A 20693-nucleotide genomic window follows, 5' to 3' on the forward strand; every position below is an offset into this window, starting at 1 on the left:
ACTCATTGACAAGTAATGATGTGAATGTTAATCAGGAAAGCTTAATACAAGTGGTAGATAGTTGGGGTGTTTCATCCGCTGCCAGACTTATACTGAGGAGATTCGAGGGGTATTTAGTGTAGTGGATACAAGAGAAGTTATCGGAGAACGTGGCGAATCAATTTTTCGAGTTCTCATCACACGTAAACATCCTAGTCGTGGTTATTTATTTGATCATCCGCGATTTTTAGGAGAAAAAAAGCGAGCAATCGATTTTTACGTAGAACTCTTTCATGATGAGTCTTTGATACCTTTCTTTTTTGTGCAAGTAAAGTCAACATCCCAAGGTTATACTCAAAGCGATCGCCGATTAAGAGTCAAAGTTAATGACAGCGATATGAAGCGTCTTGCAGCCTATCCTGCGCCTACTTATGTTATTGGTATTGATGAGCAAGCAGAGCAGGGTTATATTTTGTCAGGTAACGGCGAAAGTACAACAGGGTTTTCCAGTTTGTGTACAGATTATCCCCTCAACCCCCATGTATTGGCATTACTATGGGATGAGGTGAAAGCATACTGGACTTCTCCCCATCACGCCACCTTCCGATCAATTTTTTGCGATCTCAAACGGAGAAAGTAATGAAGCAGAATCTACAAGATTTTATTGCTGAACGCGCCGAATATCTTGCAGTTATGTACCTGACTCGTCGCAACGATTTAGTGATTGAAAGGATGAAGTCGGCTGATTATGGCTTTGATATTCTTGTAACGATACTACGAGATAACCTGCCGACTGGAAGAGTTTTTGGTGTGGAAGTTAAAGCACAAGACACAGCTATCAGAAATTTAAAAGATTTTTCACTATCTATTACCCAAAAAACAACTGAATATCTTCATAATGTGCCGTTTCCGCTATTTTTATTCTTGTTTACGATGGAGGATGACCAGGGATATTACAAATGGCTAAATCATGTTATTGCTGACTCTAACCAAGTATCTCTACAATGGCATTCTCTAGATGAGAATGGAATTAGACAGATTGTTGACGATGTAAACACTTGGTATGATGCTAAGAGCCATTTTGCTGCATAAAAATACTGCGGTTGGAGATTTTAAGCGATCGCCCCAACTAAAAACCTGACAGGTGACACTGCTAAAATACCTTATGACACGCAGCGACTCACCCGCCACCCTCACAGCCATGACTACAACCATTGACTTTCTCAGTCACCTTAATCCTAGTCAACGTCAAGCAGTAGAACACTATTGTGGCCCGTTGTTAGTTGTGGCTGGTGCTGGTTCTGGTAAAACCCGCGCACTGACTTACCGCATCGCTAACTTAATTCTCAAACACCGTGTGAATCCTGAAAATATCCTGGCGGTGACTTTCACCAACAAAGCCGCGCGGGAAATGAAAGAACGCATTCAAAAGCTGTTTGCGGAACAATTGGCGACGACACAGTATGGTAAAAGATTTGAGTTATTAGAAGAATACGAACAGACGAAGTTGCGATCGCAAGTTTACCGCACCTATATCAAAGAGTTGTGGTGTGGCACTTTCCACAGTTTATTTTCGCGCATTCTGCGGTTTGATATCGAAAAATATCAAGATGAAAAAGGCCGGAAATGGAATCGGAATTTTTCTATTTTCGACGAATCTGATGCCCAAAGTTTAGTTAAAGAAATCGTCACTAAACAATTAAACCTCGACGATAAAAAATTTGAACCGCGTTCTGTCCGCTACGCTATCAGTAACGCCAAAAACCAAGGTTTGTCACCCCAAGACTTTGAAAAAGACCAACCCAACTATCGCGGACGGGTAATTGCTCAAGTCTACAATTCCTATCAAGATAAACTCGCCCAAAACAACGCACTAGATTTTGACGATTTAATTCTTGTACCAACTAAGTTATTTCAACAAAACGAGCAAGTCTTAGGTTATTGGCATCGCAAATTTTGTCATATTTTGGTAGATGAATATCAAGATACCAACCGCACTCAGTATGACTTAATTAGATTGTTAGTTACAAATGGCGAAGATAGAAAAAGTGAATGGAATTGGCAAAATCGCTCAGTCTTTGTCGTAGGTGATGCGGATCAATCAATTTATAGTTTTCGGATGGCAGACTTTACCATTTTGCTGGAATTTCAGAACGACTTCGGCGATGGTTTGCCCGATGAAGATACCCGCACAATGGTGAAGTTAGAAGAAAACTATCGCTCTTGTGAAAATATTTTACAGGCTGCGAATGAATTAATTGAAAATAACACTCAACGGATTGATAAAGTTCTCAAGCCAACGCGGGGAAGTGGTGAACAAATTCATTGTCATAAAGCTGATGATGAACTTGCAGAAGCGCATTTTGTAATTCGCCAAATTCAGACTTTAGAACATCAACATCCGGAATTAAATTGGGGTAGTTTTGCTATTTTGTATCGCACTAACGCCCAATCTCGCCCCTTTGAAGAATTATTAGTCAGAAATCAAATTCCTTATACAGTAGTAGGTGGGATGAAATTTTATGACCGCAAAGAAATTAAAGATGTGATAGCTTATTTAAGAGCGATCGCTAACCCATCAGATACAGTTAGTTTACTGCGCGTGATTAATACTCCCAGGCGGGGAATTGGTAAAGCCACCATTGATAACTTAATTAACGCCTCTCAACAATTAGGTGTGAGCTTGTGGGAAATTCTCAGCGATGAAACATCTGTAAATACATTAGCTGGGCGTTCAGCAAAAGCGGTAAATAATTTTGGACAAATGATTGGCCGTTATCAAGAACAAGTCGCCACAGTTCCAGTTTCCGAAATTGTTATGGGTTTATTAGAAGATTCTGGTTACGTCAAAGATTTGCACAGTCAAGGTACAGATGAAGCCGAAGACAGAATTCAAAACGTTCAGGAACTTTATAACGCCGTTTTGCAGTTTCAAGAAGAAAATGAAGAAGTTTCCTTAACAGCCTTTTTGCAAAGTACCGCCTTGAGTTCTGATTTAGATAATTTAAAAGAAGGACAAACAGCGGTTTCCTTGATGACTCTCCACGCTTCTAAAGGATTGGAATTTCCTGTAGTCTTTTTGGTAGGGTTAGAACAAGGCTTATTCCCCAATTACCGTTCCATGAATGACCCCGCAGCCTTAGAAGAAGAACGTCGCTTGTGTTATGTGGGAATTACCCGCGCCCAAGAACGATTACATTTATCACACGCCCGCGAACGTCGGTTGTATGGTTCACGGGAACCTGCATTGCGATCGCAGTTTCTTGATGAATTACCCCCAGAATTATTAACTAGCAACAATAAAAGCCGACAAACTTACACCAAAACTACCGCAACAAATCACGAACAGCCACAAGGAGCGCACAATTGGCAAGTTGGCGATCAAGTGCTACATAAAACCTTTGGGATTGGTGAAATAACTCACATTTTCGGTGAAGGAAATAAAATCTCTGTGGCGATTAAGTTTGCTAGTTTAGGACAAAAAATTATTGACCCTAGAATAGCCCAATTGCAAAAAATAGATTGATTAAAGTTAGGTGGGTAATGCTGAGAAGGTGGTCAAAGCCTAATTTTTACCTTGTGAACATTGCCCACCCGACAATTAATAAAAGAAAGATAAAGTGCTTCTTGAAAGATTAGCCAAACCAATGAGATGCAACTAAAGTTGGATCGACTGTTTCGGGAATGTATCGGTGAACATCCTCCACTTGCTCACACAAAACTTTTTCAATCCCTTGGCGAATAATTGATTCTATTTGTAATGTGCTTTCTAAAGAACGACGCAAAGATTCTGAACAAGTAAATTCTGCTTTTTCTGCTTCATCAACTGTGATGTATTGATTGGGAATCCTGCTTAAAATATAAGCAATGAGAGTTTGCTTAATATCAGGATTGGCAAAAGCTTCCTGATATGGGTGGTGTGGATAAGTTTCCAAAATACTCTCAAGCTCTTGAACAACTAAGGATATTGTGAGATTAAGGAGAGTTTTAGTCATTTTAAATCGCCTCTCTAAATTTGATCTTTGATGTGAGACACCAAAATATAATGGCGTTTTGATAAATTAGTAAATATAATTCAGGAACAAAAATTGATTATTAATAGAATATATAGTAGGTGACAGAGTGAACAGTCTTCTATTATCTAAGTTTGATAGCTTACTAATTTCCTAACTACCTTGGCGACAGCTAGATTTTAGCAATGAGAGGGAATTAAACCTAGATTGATAGTGTGTTGTAGAGCTTTTTCAAAATCAATTCCTTGTTTAGTGGCAATATATAAAAGTACTATTGTGGCTGAACGGATAGAATCATCACAATGAATTAAAGTTGGTTTGGATGATCGATTGATAACTTGAAAGATATCCAGAGCAGATTGATGATTAATTTCGCACAGGTTTGTAGGAAAATTAATATACTGTAATCCTAACAACTCAACTTTTGCTTGTTCGTTGTCTAATGAACTTGTTTCCTCTGGCGATCGCAGATTGAGTATGGACTTATAACCACTATCAGCTAATTGCTGTAACTGATCTAATGTAATTTGTCCGGCGATCGCTAACTCATCATTAATTTTCCTAACAGTAATCATGGTTTCCACCTTAGTTTAGTCGGGCGACTTACTTAGCCGCCCATATAAGCTTAATGTCTATGTTTATCATCAGCTACGTCGCCTTCAAAAGGTTGAATTCCCGTTGCTGGGTAGTTATCATCTCTAGGGGCAAAGATTCTTTTGACTGCACCGAAGATATAGGTAGTTACTTGCGTTGCACCATTTGTAATTGATTGGATTTTCTGAGAAATAGACATATATTATTCTCCTAATTTATTGTGTAAAAACTTCATTGATTACTAAACAAATTTCTTACTCATTAATTTTGAATTCTGAATTTTGAATCAAGTATTCTTCGTCGATATTCATTAGCTCATTGTCTATTTCTAAACACCTATCTAAGAAGATGATTGTGTCATAGTTACAGCATCTCTCTAATAACTTAATCGTGTCATAATTCCAGCTTTGTTCTAATTTTTCGCGGAGATGATAAATTTGCCAAAACTTGAATGGGTTTAAAAATGTCTTGTGGCTCAAAAGTGGTTGATTGAGAAAATGCCATAAAACAATACATTTTTTTAAGACATAATGAATATTGTTAGACATAGTATTGCAGTTTGATAAATCAAGAAATCGAAAAATCTTCTACAAATTGTAGCCGCGTTATTGGTTGTCGCAAAATTAGTCCTTCACCACCGAGAGGATGATCTGTATCAATTGGTTGCCCTGCAACGGAGACAAAAACTTTAGCGGTCGAGTCAATACTAGTAGCAGTATATATGACCTGTGCTAAACGATAAGCCATTGAAGTACTACCACCCCCGTGACTAAATTCTGGCGATAGATTGATATAAATTCCTGCTGTTGTAACTCGCATATCTAATAACTTTGTACCTGAAGGAATCGTTGTACTCAGTTCAGCAGCTTGAGGGCTATTAAATAAATGAGTAAATGCTACTTTTAAAGCTTCTTCTGATGTTGAGGCAGCTTTTACAGTTACAGATTGAGGTACTAAATGAATATGGTTATTATCAAATTTCAACCAATAAGTTTGTGGTTTTATTTGTACGACGTTTTTTGTCGATTTTGGTGTAACGGCTGTTACTCTTTGCGGTACAACTGCTGGTAAATTATTTACTTGTGTTGGTGGAGTTTGTTGATTAATTGATGTTGGCTTTGTTGTTTGCCAAGTCCACCACGCAGTCCCCCCAGATACCGCCAAGGTAACTAGTGCAAAACCGATGAGCGCTTCTCGATATACTGGATAGTTGCGTTGGGTTTTCATAACAAACTCCTGTAACTCCTCTAGGAGAGAACAAACATCAGACAGATGTGTGCTGAAGTTTGTTCTTAGAGGAGATGAGATTGAGTCAACCAATAAAAGCGATCGCTAATATTATCTACACCTTTAATTTAGAAGAACAATTTGAGGAACTTGTGAGGAACAGCAACAGAATTACAATTTTGGTTTTTTGCTATTAGGTTTAGGTGTAGACCGACGCACGGGAGTTGACACTTTGCGTTTCTTGACTTTGCTAGTTGCAACTAAACCGCGAATTCCCTGCTTTTGCATTCGCTTATATGCGGAACCACCCCAATCACTCAGAGAATGACTCATCGCGCCGAGTTCCAACCCCAAAAATAGAGACAGATATTCTGTACCATAACCAACAAGCGATCGCTCGATATTTTTACCCAAAGCTTGCCAATTCAAGGCTGTGTTCCCCAGCTTTTCGACAATCACCAAGACGATTAATGCGGTGATCGCCAGCACGCAGGAAAGGTAAATTACCCGCAGCGTTGTGCCAATAATCGGCCCGTGTGATAAGAACGAACGATGACGTAAGCTTTTTTGATAAGGTAGCCAAATCCAGCGCAAGTAGCCCCAGCGTTGATATTGCCGAGAGTAAATATCTAAGTCGGGGCCAAACATCAGACCACCAAACATAAACCCACCAGCCACTAGCAGAGTCACACTGCTACTACGGGTCTGCCAAAAAGCTCCACCCGCCACCAACGGCAAAGCCCATAGAGTAATGCGATCATGCGTTTGACCAGAGGGCATTTACAGGTTCTCAAAAAGAAGTAAAAATTTTTTCTCAAAAATACTAGCGCGATTCAAAAGATTTTGCTATATTGATTGTTAGTGAAATGAACGGGCGGTTAGCTCAGTTGGTAGAGCGCCTGCCTTACAAGCAGGATGTCATCAGTTCGAGTCTGGTACTGCCCATATATAAAAGCCGCTTCTCGCGGCTTTTTGTGATTTTATCCATAACTTTGCCACAACGGCAAGCTGATGCTTCCAATGAAAAGCGTCAGAGTTATGGCTCCAACTTTTGAATGTTTTATTCTTCCTCCCCAAGCTCACCAAGAGCATCATCAAATTTTTTGATGATGTCGAGTAACTTTTAGACAACTCGCGCAAAGATTTTTTTACGATCTAATAATTTTGGTTTTTCGTTACAAGCACTCAGCACAGTTTCTCTTAATGGCTCTTTCCCTGAAAACTTATAGTCGGCAATCATTTGATTAAGGGCTTCGATCTTGAGATTTTCCTCTATACAGAGTTGCTGAATTGCTTCAATACGTTCTTGAGTCCAGAAGTCTTGGAAGACGGTTGCGACTTTTTCTTCGGGCGATCGCTAGCACCGCCAGTGGTGTCTAAGAAACGTAAGATTAACACATAAGATGATTCGTTTGTACAGTGCGTCAGTCCTATTTAGGCTATTATTTGCAGTGTTCTCAGTGCTTAGGGAGATCTCCCTCTTCTGTCACTTTCCGAAATAAGCAGTCTGAATTGGCTATAAAATGATGTAATGATTGGGCTGAGTTTATACTTACTACTTTTGCTATCTCTGGTAATGATTTTCTTTTGATTGGAGAAATTATCCCTAAGTGTAAATATTTGAAACATTCATAATTTCTTACTTCTTTGAATAGGTCTTTGTACTCTGCACAATATTCATCTACGAGCGCAACTGTTGGCTGGGCATCTCTTGCCAAATGTTTCAGGATTTGTAGTTCTACATCCATTGCCCTGCTTACCTTCCAGAGTTTTTTCTTTTAATCCTTTTATTCAGAATACTCGGACACTGACACAAGAGGGATTAGTAGCCTGAAATTTCTGAAAGTATGCCCAGATATAAGAATTTGAAGGCTTCAAAATGCCTCACGTCCTCAAACAATGAATAATAGTGTTGGCAATAGTTATCTATGAATGCCACTGTGCTTACTGGCTGTCTGCGCGGCCTAACCATCCCTCTTACTTACTATTTAGGGTTTTCTTTCTGATTATACTTTTCCCGTAGTCAAAACAGAGGGATTAATAGTGATTTAGATAAATTCTGGAAAATTATGTGCTAAGAGATTTGTAACATCACTTACTTAAAGTAAAGTAATGGTTTTGCGATATACTGAAGTATTCGTGGCGATCGCCACAGTTAATCTAAAAAATTTAGTAAATTTCTATACCCAATTGTTCAGTGAAAAACCTAGTAATTTGATTCCCAATGTTTATGCAGAGTTTCAACTGACGGGTTTGCGATTAGGAATTTTTCAACCGAAAAAAAGTCACGAGTTGGAATTTGAAAACTCAACTAAAAGTAGAATAAGTTTGTGCTTAGAGGTGAGTAATTTAGAAACTGCGATCGCTCATCTCACAAATCTAGGGTATCCTCCACCAGGCGAAATCTCCGTTGTTTCCCACGGAAGAGAAATTTATGCTTACGATCCTGAAGGTAATCGTTTGATTCTGCATGAAGGAAAATAACTGCTATGGCTGCGCTGAGAGCGGTAGCGGGAGTTGAGCAGCGTGCTGAGATAATCGTCATTTGTTTTTTGTCAAGGGACAAAATTTTATACTTTACACTTCATACTTTTTTCTATGGCTATTACAAACAACTACAAATTAAACCTGATCCAATGGTATCCAGGTCATATTGCTAAGGCGGAAAAGAATCTCAAAGAACAGCTAAAAGTGGTAGATGTGGTGTTGGAAGTTCGGGATGCGAGGATTCCTTTGGCTACGAACCACCCGCAAATTGGTGAATGGGTGGGAAGCAAAACGCGGATTTTGGTATTGAACCGCTTAGATATGATTACACCCCAATTGCAATCGCTATGGACAAATTGGTTTAGAAGTCAAGGAGAAGCGCCTTATTTTACCAATGCCCAACATGGTCAAGGTGTAATTGCTATTTCTAAAGCCGCCCAAGCTGCGGGAGTTGAACTGAATAAAAAAAGATGCGATCGCGGAATGTTACCGCGTCCTGTACGGGCTGTGGTGATTGGTTTTCCTAACGTTGGCAAATCAGCTTTAATTAACCGACTTTTGGGACGACGCGTCGTAGAAAGTGCTGCACGTCCAGGGGTAACACGTAGCTTACGTTGGGTACGTATATCTGACCAGTTAGAATTACTCGATGCGCCTGGTGTGATTCCTTCTCGCTTAGAAAACCAAGATGCAGCTTTGAAGTTAGCAATTTGCGATGACATTGGTCAAGCATCTTATGATAATCAACTCGTAGCATCTGCATTAGTAGATTTCCTGAACGAAATTCATATTACTGCGAATCATTTATTACCAGATTCACCGCTACAGTTACGCTATGCACTAGACTCTACACCCTATACTGGAGAATCTTATTTGGAACTTTTGGCAGAACACCGTTACAAAGGTGATATCGAACGCGCTGCGAGGCAACTTTTAACAGATTATCGCAAAGGTTTATTAGGGACAATTCCTCTGGAATTACCACCGAATTTATAAACAGGTATTCCCGACATTTTTTGAGCGATAATTTTGGACTTGTGTGTACACCGCAGCCCTGATAGGGAAGGGGTTGGGAGAAATTTGCACAACAAAACAAATGACTGATGCAAAAATGCGATCGCATTCTCTATACTTTGAGACACTACCCAAGAGGTCATCAAAATACCAGAATTATTGGCAGGTTGTCATTATAGAGACTAAAGGCGATGTCCCCGACGGGCTTTGCCTACGCGCAATACATGAGTCTTATTTAATTTAGTATAAACAGTTGTCGGAATGTCATTAACAGTGTCATAAAGATAAGGTAAAGGATTTATCCTGGGTATCCTTTATGTTAGAGATGCTTCCCTAGCTTCCAGGATAAATAAACCATACTCATGACTGAACTTATACTGCGCCTACAACAGGGAGAAACAGAAACAACAGTAACAGTGAATCAAGATGAATTCACTATTGGTCGTTTACCAGAATGTGACCTATACTTACCGTTTGGTGGAATCTCCCGAAAACACGCGCTGTTACGAAAAAAAGCGAACGGTGCATGGGCTATTGAAGATTTAGGTAGTAAAAATGGCACGCAAGTAAATCAAAGTTTTGTGACTGCTACGAGAGATTTACAGCATGGTGATATTATTTGGCTAGGAAATGTCAGCTTAGTAGTATTGCTAGTAAATCCGGCAATGCAGTTGATCCCTCAACATGAAGTAGTTTCTGATGGTACGGAACAAAGAACAATATTACGCAACGTCGAACAGTTGCAACAGCAGTGGATAGCAGCTGACAGTCACGATGATGATATTACTACTAAAAATAAAAGCATTGCTCGCTTGAAAGACTTGGTAGATATCGCCAAAAATCTCTGTGCAGCTGCATCAATAGAAGAAATTTTCTCTCAAGTACAACAAGTAGTTTTTCGTTACCTCGAAAGTATTGACCGCTTGGCTTTATTAATTGATGTAAATGGGTGCAGTCATTTAGAATTAGTTAATGCTGGTACGAGATATGCTGCTGAAAAAAAATATTTAGCAGCTGATGGTAGTTGGATTAGTCGGAGTATCTGTCAAAAAGTATTTGAAGAAAAAGTTGCCATTCAAACAGCGGATACTCACAAAGATGAAAGATTTGCTGGCGAACACAGTATTTTAGTCAAAGGTATTCGCAGCGCAATGGCTGTACCTTTGTGGGATGAAAATAAAGTTGTTGGTGTTCTCTATGCTGATGCCCATCTTTCTTCTTATCATTGGGAAAATGAAGGCGAGGAAGAACTCAGCTTTTTTTCAGCTTTAGCAAATTTGGTGGCTTCTAGTGTGCAGCGTTGGTTATTAGTAGAAAAACTCAAAACCGAAGAAGTAATTCGTCATCGCCTAGAACGTTATCATTCTCCCGCAGTTGTGCAGCAGTTAATTTCTGTGGGTGGTTTACCAGATGGACGTTTACCGACGACTGAAAGCGAGATTAGTATTTTGTTTGCAGATTTAGTAGGTTTTACTGCATTGTCAGAGAGATTAACACCAAAAGCGATCGCCCAGTTATTAAATAATTTATTTGAAGAAATGCTGCAAGAAGTATTTGGTTACGGCGGCACTCTAGATAAATATATTGGCGATTGTATTATGGCATTTTTCGGCGCTCCCGAACCGCTTTTAGATCATGCAGACCGAACCACCGCCGCCGCCAAAGGAATGCTCTCACGTCTGCAAAGATTAAACGCCAAAGGTTTTTGGGAAGAACCTTTACAATTACGCATTGCAATTAATAGTGGTAAGGCTGTTGTTGGCGATGTTGGTAGTTCCCAACGGGTAGACTACACCGCATTGGGCGCTACGATTAACTTAGCAGCGCGGATGGAGGCGGTTTGTCCCCCTGGTGAATGTGTAATTAGTGAAGCCACCTATCAAATGCTAACAGACTCCTCAGATTTTCAAGAAATGGGCGACCATCGCTTTAAAGGTATTGATAGGTTAGTCAAAATTTATCAAACAAAAATGAGTTAATACTATTACCTTCAAATTTCATTTTTGTATCGTTTTCCTAATATATAGTTAATTACAAATTGGCATAAAATACTTGTGGAGGTAAGATTATGACTCAAGCTTTGCCTAAATTATTTACCTTCAATGAATTTATTGAATGGTATCCCAACGATGGTAAAATCTACGAATTACACAGGGGAGTAATTGTTGAAATGCCACCTCCAAGTGGAGCGCATGAAAAAGTTATTGGGTTTTTGTCGCGCAAATTAACAGTGGAGTTTGATCGTCTGAATTTACCTTACTGTATTCCTAAAACTACATTTGTCAAAACTCCATCTGCTGAATCTGCATATTTACCTGATGTGTTGCTGCTAAATCTTGATAATCTCGACAATGAACCACTTTTTCAAAAGTACTCAACAGTTAGCCAAGCTGCATCTGTTCCTTTGGTAGTTGAGGTTGTATCGAGCAATTGGCGTGACGATTATTACAATAAATTGAGAGATTATGAGGAGATGGGAATTCCTGAATATTGGATTGCTGATTATGTTGGATTAGGTGGAAGAAAGTTTATCGGAAATCCTAAACAACCTACAATTTTTGTGTGTGAGTTAATTGATGGTGAATATCAAATGACTCCGTTTCAAAGTAATGCTAATATTGTGTCGCCTACTTTTCCGCAATTAAATTTAACTGCACAACAGATTTTTGATGCGGCTAACTAATATTTTGAGCTAACAACATCCGCGATTCAATTGCTTCCCAGGTTTGGGGAGACACCCGTACTGCTGATTGTTTGCATTGGATGATGAGGCTATTTGTGTAAAGATAATTATCTAGTGTTTCTAATTCTTTCTCAGTTAAATCGATCATATCTGGGTCAAGATTGAACGCAGTTAGTAAAGTTTGTTGCAAACTTTGAGCAAATGCAATTTTTATTTGTTCTGGCTCTTTCTCATCAGGAATTTGAGTCTTCAACACTTCTAGTTGAGTAATAAGTAATGTAAAATTAACTTTGTTAAAGACTTGTAGCTCTTCAAGTTCACCAGTATAGTCAATAACTTCCTCAATAGCGTTAGCATAAGCATTGATGTTGGTGTTGGCACAAGCTTCGGCATAAACGCCGATGTAAGCATCGGTGTAATCTTTTACTTCAGAATCAGTGTTGGCGTTGGCATAGATGTAGGCTATTGCGACAGCAAAGGTGTTGGTATTGAAGTTGGCGATAGCAATGGCGTTGGCGTTAACGTTGGTGTTATTTGTAGCGATAGCAATGGCGATAATTTCGGTGATGACAACGTTAAATGCGTTGGCAATTGTGTTGGCGATCACAACTGCTACTGCACGTTTCTCAACTGGTTTATAATCTCCTGGTGAGCCAGATGTAATTTGTTCCGCCCAGTTTAATAAATCTCGCAACTTGGCTGAGTTAATACAATTCTGTGCTTGCTTTTCCATCAACAACAGCAAATCATCTGCACCACCACGCATTAAACCAGCAACAAGTAAAAACACTTCTTTCCAGCGTTTATCTGTCAGGTGTGTAGTTACTAATTTTTCAACTAAGCGATGATCATCAATATATTGTGCTGTTAAATATTCTTGTAGTGTTAAGTGAGAAAAAGAAAAGATATCTTCAGCACGTTCTACTAAAATTCCCTGCTGTACAGCAATAGCATTCAGCACTGCTTCTCCGTCTAAATGTTGCGGTGCATTTAAATTACTAGCCAGGAAAGTTTTAATTTGCTGAACAATATCACGTTGAGAAAAAAATAGTCTGTCAGATTCAAAACCTACATAAGCTATTTCTGATAATAATATTTCTTCTAATTCTGTATGCAGTCCTTGATATATTTCATCTCGCAAAATCCGCTTTTCTGCTGCCCATTCTTCTAATAATATCCGCAAAGCTTTTTTATAAAGCACACTGCGATGTTCAGGAAAGTTTTGGGAACGGTTATAAACTAAACACAGAAATGTTAATAATAAAGGTGTGTGTGCTAACTCTTTAGCCGCAGAGTTTTCTCGTTTTTGTAGTAATTCCCAACACTTATCGCCTGTCTTGGCTTGCTTATCTACTTCAGATTGAAACCAATTAGCAATAAATTGCTGCATCTGTTCATCATCAAAATCTGCCATAATCACATCGCTAAAGCGACGGAAACAGTTACGATGAGCAGCAGTACGGCAAGAAGCAATAAAACGATTGCCATCATACTTATCAACAAAGTTTTGTATTTGGTTAATCGCTTCTGTTAAATTCTTGGTTGGTATTTCATCTAGTCCATCTAATAAAATTAGCAATTTACCTGCTTCTAAAGCCTTAGCTGTAAATTTATCAGCTGATGGAAAGCCACAAATACTAAATTCTTCTGTAATGAATTTTTCAATATCTACATTACTATATGTAAATCTTTTCAACTCGATAAATACAGGGATGCAGTTGTGTTGAAATCCGCCTCTTTTTCCTTTTAGTGCTTCCAGTCCCATCTTCCGCAAAAACGTAGATTTTCCAGCACCGGGGCTACCAAGCACCATCAAATATTGCTTTTCATTCGCAACTTTAATACCTGCTTGTTTAGGAACATCTTTAGATTGAAACCTGCGGCTGTTAGCTTTTCGATAAAATTTTTCTAATTTCTCAATAGATTCAAAACTTTGAATTGTATCATCATTTAAAAACTGTACTGCTGTATAGACAGATTCCACGGTTACACGTTCGCGCATTCCCAACACTTTGAGAATACCATGTCGTTCTTGGTAGTTTTTTTCATATTGTCTAGCAGCAGCATCAATTTCTCTCTTAATTTCTTTTTCGTGGAGGATTTTGCCAGCTTTATTTATAATCTTGCTCCCACCTGTCAAAAGCGACTGAATTAGAGGAGCAGCTACACCACTAACAACAGATATTGCCCAAGGTTCCATTCCCGTCATAGGATTTAAAATTAAAGTGCGTATAATTTGAACAAGCTCAAAAGCTGATCTTATAAGAATGTAAGTAATAGGACAAAAATATTTACAGTCATTACGAGCGAAGCGAAGCAATCCCACCCCTTGCGATTGCTTCGCTTCGCTCCATTCGCAATGACATTGTGTAATTAATTCTGACTGACTACTTATAATTTAATATTTTACGCCTCCCATGTGAGAAGATGATCTGGCAATTCTAAATTATTTATGAACAACAAGATACCCGACTTCTTGAAGAATTCGGGTATCTGCATTTTTCGGTTTTCAGCGACTAAATATTAAATCTTACTTTAAATACTGGTTATTACAATATTCTAGAGTTTCTTTAACAGCAACAACTTCTACTTTAACTGGTTTATCTTGAGTACCGTTGATGAGAAATTCACTAGCACCAACATGAGGCTTTTGCGGATTTCCCCAATCGTAAGTATAACCTAAACCCGTCCAAGGATAATATTCTTTGTCTTGATTCTCAAAAGAGTTTTGATAGATATTATGCAGAGTTAAATTACTTTTAGGTACAGGTACAGGTAAAACGTTGCAACTAGAATCATTTATTTCTGGATCAATACATGGTCTACTTAAGTCTTCTGCTTTTACCCACATTTCAACAAAGTGGGTTTTATTTGCATATTTATTTAAAACTAAACCTAAATATTGCTGCAATCTCAATGCCAGCATTACATTTCCTGGTAAGTTAATTCCTGTTCCTTTACAGTTTTGGCAAAATTCCTGCGCTTGAGGAAATACTGTTAACCATGTTTGACGGCTGATATCTTTTGTGCCAATTGCCCAATCTGTATTAGGATTTGAGGTATACAGCCAACTCACCATCAAAAATTCTGTTTTACCGTCGCGTTCTCTGGTTTTAATTTTGGGGTTAGTAGTGGATAATGCCCAAAGGTTATTAACAATTTTATCTTTACTTGGCTTTTTTGCATCTTGAATAGATGCGTCTAGTTGTTTTTTGAGAAAGTTATAACTTTCGGGTTTATTTTTCTCTAAATATTCATAGACAGAGGGGATAGTTTGGGACTGTACCAATAATTGCTTGTGCAGGTTTGGCACTATTTGAACATGAGTTTCTGTAGCAAATAAACTAGAATAACCTACTGATAAACCAACTGTAGTCAGACTTAAAAATATATATTTATTAATTTTTTGCATAATAAATTTTCTGCTAATTGATAGCAATAATTGTTGTCAATGTAAAGATTGAGTCTGATTTTATAGTGTGTTTGCAGAATGCGCCACTAAATTTAAACTTTTTATTTTATTTGTTGGTATAAAAAATATGCCCTTTGCTGGCATTATCTATTAGAGTGAGGTGAAATATGGAATAGCGATCGCCTGCATCAAGACAGTAGCAAGAGATAAGTATAGAGGGTTACAAAAAAGGTATCAATATGTGTAAGTACTTTTGTTAAAATAAACAATTATTTACACCATAATTTCATGTTTGTAGACTGTTACTTTGCCTAAATATCTGGGTACTCTAAATTAAGAATTATTCTAAAAAGGGTATCAGCTGACTCACAATGAAAATTATTACTGTTCGCATCATCTTAGGATTAGTCGTGCTAGGACTCTGTAGTTGTAACGCTATCAATTCAACTACCACGACAAATACCAGCCAAACTACCAGTCAAAATGATGTAAAAACCCAGCCCCCCATCAAACTTGCTGTTTCTAGTTCATCCATAACACTTTTAAAAGTACTAACAGAAGCTTTTCAAACCAATAATAAAACTGCCACATTCGAGTTTGTCTCGCACAGTCAATCAGAAGGGGCGATAGCTGCGTTGAAAAATGGTATTGTCGATATTGCAGGTAGCAGTCACAAGCTCAAGCCAGAAGAAGATAACGGTAAAATTCAATATCGGGAATTAGCACAAGATTTACTTGTCGTTTTTACTCATGACAGTGTGAAAGGCGTAACTAATTTAACAACTGCACAGTTAAAGTCAATCTACGCTGGAAAAATTACTAACTGGCAAGAATTAGGCGGGCCAAATGCTAAAATTGTGGTCTTGGATAGACCTGAAGATGAATCTGCCAAAAAATTGCTGCGAAAATATTATTTGGGTCAAGATAAAACCACAACCAAAGCTGTTATTTTAAATAAAGAAGGAGAGCTAATTGATACTTTACAAAGCACTCCTTATTCAATTGGGGCTTTTTCTTTAGCTTATTCTATAATTAATCAACTACCAGTCAATCGCCTCAACCTGAATGGTATTACGCCAAACACAGAGAACTTCACTAATGGTAAATACCAAATGGTGCGTCATCTAGGAATTATTTGGCAGAAAGCACCTACAACTAACACTCAAAAATTAATTGATTTTATCTTTAGTTCAGAAGGTAATAAACTACTACAAGATAAAGGATTTATTCCTAGCAATTAAACTTACTATAATCGCCATGCGAAGAAAATTTCGCTTACGCCTCAATCTCAGCCAGAAGATAGTATTCTCATCTCTAGCTGTATTTTTGAGTATCTTTATATTGTGCTTATTGATTATTGGACACTGGTTTACTAATAGCCTTGAGCAGAAGATCCGCCAAGAAGTTGCGAACTTTGCGGAAAGAGTCTACAAGGACTTTCAGCATGAACAAGACGATTTGGAAACACAAGTTAATTTAATCGCCGGCCGCGAGACAATTCTCTTAGCAATTGAACAGCAGGATAAACAAAGACTTCTCCAGGATTTACTACCTATCAGAACTACTTTAGATTTGGATTGGATAAAAGTAGTTGATACCCAAGGAAACACTTTACTAGAGACAAAACAAGCAAGATTAATTAATTCTAAGTTTATTGATCAAGCTATTACTAACCTTGCCAGTAGTGGAGTTGGCTTGACTGATTTTGTTGATGTAGTAACTAGTAAACAAGTCTTGCAAGTAGTGATTTACCCAATTAAATCTTCGACAAAACTTGTCGGAGGAATTATTATTGGTAACTTAGTGGATGAGGCGTTTTTAGAAAAAATTGCTATTGGCTCTTCTAAAGAGGTAACTCTGACAAAAGAAGACACAATCATTACATCTACAATACCAAAAATTAAACAAATCAAATGGCAGCCTCCTCCTCCAGAGGTATCTACATTAAAAGTATTGATTAACCAACAAGGATATTTTGCTAAAAGTGTAGTATTTAAAGGCGCGAGTGAATCTTTAATTACAACTGTTCTTTATCCAACATTGCAATTAGAAACAACTCAATATTCACTTTGGCTAAGTTTAGAATTATTGTTTTTATTAGGAGGAACTATTGTTTCATTTATAGGGAATTTAATTGGCAAAAAAATCACCCGTCCTTTACAAGCTGTGACGCAGATTGCTAAACAAGTTACAGAAGATGCTAATTTTGATTTACAAGCGCCAGTAACCACTCAAGATGAAGTTGGGATTTTAGCTATTTCTTTAAATCAATTAATTTATCAGGTAAAACAACTTTTAATAGAACAGTATCAGGCAAAAGCAGAACTAGAGGGATACAACCAAAATTTAGAACAGAAAGTTAGAGAAAGAACTAAAGAGGTTGAACAAAAAAATATTGCCTTAAAACATACTCTTAACGAGCTTCAAAAAACTCAGTCTCAACTTATTCAGACTGAGAAAATGTCTTCTTTAGGACAGTTAGTTGCTGGTGTTGCCCATGAAATTAACAATCCTGTTACCTTTATCTACGGTAATGTTGAATATGCCGAAAATTATGTGAAAGATATACTCCAACTGATTCAACTTTATCAAAAACATTACCCTGATCCAGTACCTAATATTCAAGATATCATGGAAGAAGTTGATATTGAATATATTATCCAAGACTTGCCTAAAATCCTAACTTCCATGAGGATAGGTGCGGAACGCATTCATCAAATTGTCCTGTCTTTGAGAATTTTTTCACATTTAGATGAAGCTGAATTTAAAACTGCTAATGTGCATGATGGCATAGATAGTACTTTATTAATTTTGAAACACCGCCTCAAAGCCCAAACTTATCGTCCAGAAATTCAAATAATTAAAGAATATTGTGAAATGCCGCATATTAAATGTTTTGCGGGACAATTAAATCAAGTATTTATGAATATCTTGGCAAATGCAGTTGATGCTTTAGATGAAGCTTGGGAAAAAAAGCTCTGTCCACAGCCGATAATTCGCATTTCTTCTGAATGGGAAAATGAAAATATCAGTATTCATATTGCTGATAACGGAACAGGAATTCCCCAAGAATTACAAGGTCGGTTATTTGATCCATTTTTTACTACTAAACCAGTTGGTAAGGGAACTGGTTTAGGCTTATCAATTAGTTACCAGATAGTTACGGAAAAGCATCGTGGGTCATTACAATGTATTTCTGTACTAGAAAAGGGTACAGAATTTGTAATTACAATTCCAATTCGCTAGTACGAAAAGGCAAAAGTATGAAGTATGAAATAAAGTACTGCAATTCAGTTAAGGCTAAATTGAGATATTTACAATAAGTGCTTTATTCACTCCTTATTGTACTAGTATTTTTTTAGTGAGCAAATACTAGTTACCAATGAATCAAATCCGTAAGTTTAGTTTTTTACCGATTATCGGCATTATTCTGATAAGTGCGACTTTTTGGTTTTTGACTGCAAATAAACCAGAAAGTACAAATATTTCCACTACGACAATTTACGAACAAAGAGTTAATCATAGTCCCGATGGTATTGGTAAATATTATATGGGGCGAGAAATTGCCAAAGTGATGGGACACACAGGTGCAGGTTGGCTGGAACGTCCTAGCCGTGAGTTAGAAGAACAGCCAAGTAAGATAGTCAGGGCGTTGGATTTAAAACCAAATGATGTCGTTGCAGATATTGGTGCGGGTACAGGTTATTTAAGTTTTTTGATTGCACCTTTATTACCTCAAGGAAAAGTCTTGGCTGTAGATATTCAGCCAGAAATGCTAGAGATTATTCAAGCTTCTAAACAAGAGAAAAAAATTACTAATGTTGAGCAAATTTTAGCAACTATTGATAATCCTAATCTGCCTAATGCAAGTGTTGACTTGGCTTTAATGGTGGATGCTTACCATGAATTTGCATATCCTTACGAAGTGATGCAAGGAATTGCCAAAGCATTAAAACCGGGAGGTAGGGTAGTACTGGTAGAGTATCGGGGGGAGAATCCCTTAATTATGATTAAACGTCTGCACAAAATGACACAACAACAGGTAAGAAAAGAAATGCAGGCTGTTGGTTTAGTTTGGCGCGAGACGAAAAACTTATTACCCCAGCAGCATTTGATGGTGTTTGAGAAACAACTTGCTAGTTAAAACCTGTCTCTACCAAGTTCCAAAAGTAGCCATCTGGTGCAGTGAAGGAGAAACTTTTTTCTCGGAATTCGTTTTCGATGATGTTAGTAAAGTTTAGCACTTGACTGGACTTGATGCGATCGCAATATTCTTCGATTCCCTGCACCCGATAAGTATAGAGTGACATCCCTAAACTCCCTGGTTGTGCGGCTTCAAACCGCGATTCTAAATTCATTGCTTCTGGGAAGCGAATTACATAAAGTCTACCACTCCGCGCCGCCATCATATCAGTCTGGGAGGAACGCGGATCATCAAAAGTCGTCACGATAAATTTTTCCCCTGGTTTGAGATCAAATAAATCTCGTCCTGCGGGTGAAGATTCATAGCTAGTTTCCACATCATCTCGCACGCGCAACAAACCTAAAATGTCCTCATAAAATTTCAGGCTAGTTTTGCTGTCATCTTGAACGACAATCCCAATATGGGTAAATTGACTCGCTTTGAATACAGATGCTTCGTTGATATGTCCATAATCGGGTATTGTGTAACCAAAACGTTGAAATAAAACTTGTCGCGCTAAAGGTTGCAATAGTAACATTTCTCTCACCCCTACGCTTGGATCGATAAAAGGACGGCTTTTGCGTTCTTTGTTATAAATAACTTCCCAGTAAGGAATGCTGTATCGAATTGTAAAACCCGCCGTTTTGGCTTCTTCGGCATGATTGAGAATAGTTAAAATATCAGAAGTTAGGGTAGTCGCCCAACGATTTCCCTTAGTTTTCATTGATGCTAAACCCAAACCTTGATTAGTGGGATTTTGCCAAACCATCAACCTAATCAACCCATGATCGGCATTTTGATGATATAGGCGAATGGAACGCACCCCAGAATTTACTCCATATAATTGATGCGCTGTAGCCGCAGGTAATTGACCAACTTGCCCAATTCGATAACCAAATTGTTCCCAATATTGTATGGCAAAAATTGGGTCTGGGACACCAATACATACTTCATAGATACCTGCAATTTTAGTTTTTTGTCCCAGAGTCATACTGAATTTAATTTAGATATAACCAAATAATATTAATTCAAAAATAAGGTGGGACAACAAGATTTTTTTGCATCACGCAGAGGAGGACACTTGCGTAGGCGGGTTTCCCG

General features: G+C 38.0%; 19 protein-coding genes, 1 tRNA gene and 2 pseudogenes. 11 read left to right on the forward strand and 11 right to left on the reverse strand.

Annotated features, from left to right (window positions below):
- The first annotated feature begins 121 nt into the window (after window positions 1-121).
- From IQ244_RS08805 to pcrA, 3 genes are all read left to right on the forward strand, one after another.
- On the forward strand, window positions 122-619 hold the full coding sequence (locus IQ244_RS08805; RefSeq protein WP_193892244.1) for a DUF4365 domain-containing protein: 498 nt from the start codon (window positions 122-124) through the stop codon (window positions 617-619).
- Window positions 619-1071, forward strand: a complete 453-nt coding sequence (locus tag IQ244_RS08810) for a DUF4365 domain-containing protein (protein ID WP_193892247.1) — start codon at window positions 619-621, stop codon at window positions 1069-1071. The genes IQ244_RS08805 and IQ244_RS08810 overlap by 1 nt, the downstream gene beginning before the upstream one ends.
- A 109-nt stretch (window positions 1072-1180) precedes the next feature.
- The gene (gene pcrA, locus IQ244_RS08815; RefSeq protein WP_193892608.1) at window positions 1181-3505 is read left to right on the forward strand and encodes a DNA helicase PcrA; all 2325 of its coding nucleotides are present in this window, start codon (window positions 1181-1183) and stop codon (window positions 3503-3505) included.
- Window positions 3506-3614: 109 nt separating this feature from the next.
- Here pcrA and IQ244_RS08820 read toward each other — a convergent pair whose 3' ends face one another.
- From IQ244_RS08820 to IQ244_RS08845, 6 genes are all read right to left on the reverse strand, one after another.
- Window positions 3615-3974, reverse strand: a complete 360-nt coding sequence (locus IQ244_RS08820) for a late competence development ComFB family protein (protein WP_193892250.1) — start codon at window positions 3972-3974, stop codon at window positions 3615-3617.
- 197 nt (window positions 3975-4171) lie between these two features.
- Window positions 4172-4567, reverse strand: coding sequence for a beta-lactamase hydrolase domain-containing protein (locus tag IQ244_RS08825; RefSeq protein WP_193892253.1), 396 nt, complete (start codon window positions 4565-4567; stop codon window positions 4172-4174).
- Window positions 4568-4617: 50 nt separating this feature from the next.
- Window positions 4618-4785: a hypothetical protein gene (locus IQ244_RS08830; RefSeq protein WP_193892256.1), complete on the reverse strand. Its 168-nt coding sequence runs from the start codon at window positions 4783-4785 to the stop codon at window positions 4618-4620.
- Window positions 4786-4840: 55 nt separating this feature from the next.
- A complete protein-coding gene (locus IQ244_RS08835) occupies window positions 4841-5134 on the reverse strand; it encodes a hypothetical protein (protein WP_193892259.1) in 294 nt (97 codons plus the stop codon).
- Window positions 5135-5153: 19 nt separating this feature from the next.
- Complete coding sequence (locus IQ244_RS08840; protein ID WP_193892269.1) at window positions 5154-5813, reverse strand: GerMN domain-containing protein; 660 nt, start codon at window positions 5811-5813, stop codon at window positions 5154-5156.
- A 171-nt stretch (window positions 5814-5984) separates the two neighbouring features.
- Window positions 5985-6593 carry a metal-binding protein gene (locus tag IQ244_RS08845; RefSeq protein WP_193892272.1) on the reverse strand — a complete coding sequence of 203 codons (609 nt, stop codon included), beginning with the start codon at window positions 6591-6593 and terminating at the stop codon, window positions 5985-5987.
- Window positions 6594-6685: 92 nt separating this feature from the next.
- Here IQ244_RS08845 and IQ244_RS08850 point away from each other — a divergent pair.
- Window positions 6686-6758 (forward strand) — tRNA-Val (locus IQ244_RS08850).
- A 178-nt stretch (window positions 6759-6936) separates the two neighbouring features.
- Here the strand turns inward: IQ244_RS08850 and IQ244_RS08855 are convergent.
- Both IQ244_RS08855 and IQ244_RS08860 read right to left on the reverse strand, forming a co-directional pair.
- Window positions 6937-7149: pseudogene (locus IQ244_RS08855) on the reverse strand (type I restriction endonuclease subunit R, EcoR124 family); the annotation flags it as partial.
- A 169-nt stretch (window positions 7150-7318) separates the two neighbouring features.
- Window positions 7319-7561: pseudogene (locus IQ244_RS08860) on the reverse strand (IS701 family transposase); the annotation flags it as partial.
- A 364-nt stretch (window positions 7562-7925) separates the two neighbouring features.
- Between IQ244_RS08860 and IQ244_RS08865 the strand changes: the two are divergent.
- From IQ244_RS08865 to IQ244_RS08880, 4 genes are all read left to right on the forward strand, one after another.
- Entirely contained in the window at window positions 7926-8297 is a 372-nt protein-coding gene (locus tag IQ244_RS08865; protein ID WP_193892275.1) for a VOC family protein, read from the forward strand.
- A gap of 114 nt (window positions 8298-8411) precedes the next feature.
- The gene (gene ylqF, locus IQ244_RS08870) at window positions 8412-9296 is read left to right on the forward strand and encodes a ribosome biogenesis GTPase YlqF (RefSeq protein WP_193892277.1); all 885 of its coding nucleotides are present in this window, start codon (window positions 8412-8414) and stop codon (window positions 9294-9296) included.
- Window positions 9297-9676: 380 nt separating this feature from the next.
- Complete coding sequence (locus tag IQ244_RS08875) at window positions 9677-11293, forward strand: adenylate/guanylate cyclase domain-containing protein (RefSeq protein WP_193892279.1); 1617 nt, start codon at window positions 9677-9679, stop codon at window positions 11291-11293.
- Window positions 11294-11382: 89 nt separating this feature from the next.
- Window positions 11383-11997, forward strand: a complete 615-nt coding sequence (locus IQ244_RS08880; protein ID WP_193892281.1) for a Uma2 family endonuclease — start codon at window positions 11383-11385, stop codon at window positions 11995-11997.
- Here the strand turns inward: IQ244_RS08880 and IQ244_RS08885 are convergent.
- Both IQ244_RS08885 and IQ244_RS08890 read right to left on the reverse strand, forming a co-directional pair.
- Window positions 11990-14206 carry an NACHT domain-containing protein gene (locus tag IQ244_RS08885; protein WP_193892283.1) on the reverse strand — a complete coding sequence of 739 codons (2217 nt, stop codon included), beginning with the start codon at window positions 14204-14206 and terminating at the stop codon, window positions 11990-11992. The two genes, IQ244_RS08880 and IQ244_RS08885, sit on opposite strands and share 8 nt — an antisense overlap.
- Window positions 14207-14527: 321 nt before the next feature.
- Window positions 14528-15409: a hypothetical protein gene (locus tag IQ244_RS08890; protein ID WP_193892285.1), complete on the reverse strand. Its 882-nt coding sequence runs from the start codon at window positions 15407-15409 to the stop codon at window positions 14528-14530.
- A 371-nt stretch (window positions 15410-15780) separates the two neighbouring features.
- On the opposite strand from IQ244_RS08890, the gene IQ244_RS08895 reads away from it, so the two are divergent.
- The 3 genes from IQ244_RS08895 to IQ244_RS08905 all read left to right on the forward strand — a co-directional run bounded on the left by IQ244_RS08895 (window position 15781) and on the right by IQ244_RS08905 (window position 19553).
- On the forward strand, window positions 15781-16650 hold the full coding sequence (locus IQ244_RS08895; protein ID WP_193892287.1) for a substrate-binding domain-containing protein: 870 nt from the start codon (window positions 15781-15783) through the stop codon (window positions 16648-16650).
- A gap of 16 nt (window positions 16651-16666) precedes the next feature.
- Window positions 16667-18655: an ATP-binding protein gene (locus IQ244_RS08900; RefSeq protein ID WP_193892289.1), complete on the forward strand. Its 1989-nt coding sequence runs from the start codon at window positions 16667-16669 to the stop codon at window positions 18653-18655.
- Between the two features lie 136 nt (window positions 18656-18791).
- A complete protein-coding gene (locus IQ244_RS08905) occupies window positions 18792-19553 on the forward strand; it encodes a class I SAM-dependent methyltransferase (protein WP_193892292.1) in 762 nt (253 codons plus the stop codon).
- Here the strand turns inward: IQ244_RS08905 and IQ244_RS08910 are convergent.
- Entirely contained in the window at window positions 19546-20583 is a 1038-nt protein-coding gene (locus tag IQ244_RS08910) for a VOC family protein (RefSeq protein ID WP_193892295.1), read from the reverse strand. The genes IQ244_RS08905 and IQ244_RS08910 overlap by 8 nt on opposite strands.
- Window positions 20584-20693: the final 110 nt, after the last annotated feature.

The sequence above is a fragment of the Nostoc sp. LEGE 06077 genome, assembly GCF_015207705.1.
Classification (GTDB): domain Bacteria; phylum Cyanobacteriota; class Cyanobacteriia; order Cyanobacteriales; family Nostocaceae; genus Nostoc_B.

Excerpts from the sequence above, each read along its gene's own strand:
- IQ244_RS08820 (WP_193892250.1), bottom strand. The coding sequence starts at position 3,974 with ATGACTAAAACTCTCCTTAATCTCACAATATCCTTAGTTGTTCAAGAG.
- IQ244_RS08875 (WP_193892279.1), top strand. The coding sequence starts at position 9,677 with ATGACTGAACTTATACTGCGCCTACAACAGGGAGAAACAGAAACAACA.
- IQ244_RS08910 (WP_193892295.1), bottom strand. The coding sequence starts at position 20,583 with ATGACTCTGGGACAAAAAACTAAAATTGCAGGTATCTATGAAGTATGT.
- IQ244_RS08840 (WP_193892269.1), bottom strand. The coding sequence starts at position 5,813 with ATGAAAACCCAACGCAACTATCCAGTATATCGAGAAGCGCTCATCGGT.
- IQ244_RS08825 (WP_193892253.1), bottom strand. The coding sequence starts at position 4,567 with ATGATTACTGTTAGGAAAATTAATGATGAGTTAGCGATCGCCGGACAA.
- pcrA (WP_193892608.1), top strand. The coding sequence starts at position 1,181 with ATGACTACAACCATTGACTTTCTCAGTCACCTTAATCCTAGTCAACGT.
- IQ244_RS08895 (WP_193892287.1), top strand. The coding sequence starts at position 15,781 with ATGAAAATTATTACTGTTCGCATCATCTTAGGATTAGTCGTGCTAGGA.
- IQ244_RS08830 (WP_193892256.1), bottom strand. The coding sequence starts at position 4,785 with ATGTCTATTTCTCAGAAAATCCAATCAATTACAAATGGTGCAACGCAA.
- IQ244_RS08810 (WP_193892247.1), top strand. The coding sequence starts at position 619 with ATGAAGCAGAATCTACAAGATTTTATTGCTGAACGCGCCGAATATCTT.
- IQ244_RS08905 (WP_193892292.1), top strand. The coding sequence starts at position 18,792 with ATGAATCAAATCCGTAAGTTTAGTTTTTTACCGATTATCGGCATTATT.
- IQ244_RS08845 (WP_193892272.1), bottom strand. The coding sequence starts at position 6,593 with ATGCCCTCTGGTCAAACGCATGATCGCATTACTCTATGGGCTTTGCCG.
- ylqF (WP_193892277.1), top strand. The coding sequence starts at position 8,412 with ATGGCTATTACAAACAACTACAAATTAAACCTGATCCAATGGTATCCA.
- IQ244_RS08835 (WP_193892259.1), bottom strand. The coding sequence starts at position 5,134 with ATGTCTAACAATATTCATTATGTCTTAAAAAAATGTATTGTTTTATGG.
- IQ244_RS08890 (WP_193892285.1), bottom strand. The coding sequence starts at position 15,409 with ATGCAAAAAATTAATAAATATATATTTTTAAGTCTGACTACAGTTGGT.
- IQ244_RS08900 (WP_193892289.1), top strand. The coding sequence starts at position 16,667 with ATGCGAAGAAAATTTCGCTTACGCCTCAATCTCAGCCAGAAGATAGTA.
- IQ244_RS08865 (WP_193892275.1), top strand. The coding sequence starts at position 7,926 with ATGGTTTTGCGATATACTGAAGTATTCGTGGCGATCGCCACAGTTAAT.
- IQ244_RS08885 (WP_193892283.1), bottom strand. The coding sequence starts at position 14,206 with ATGACGGGAATGGAACCTTGGGCAATATCTGTTGTTAGTGGTGTAGCT.
- IQ244_RS08880 (WP_193892281.1), top strand. The coding sequence starts at position 11,383 with ATGACTCAAGCTTTGCCTAAATTATTTACCTTCAATGAATTTATTGAA.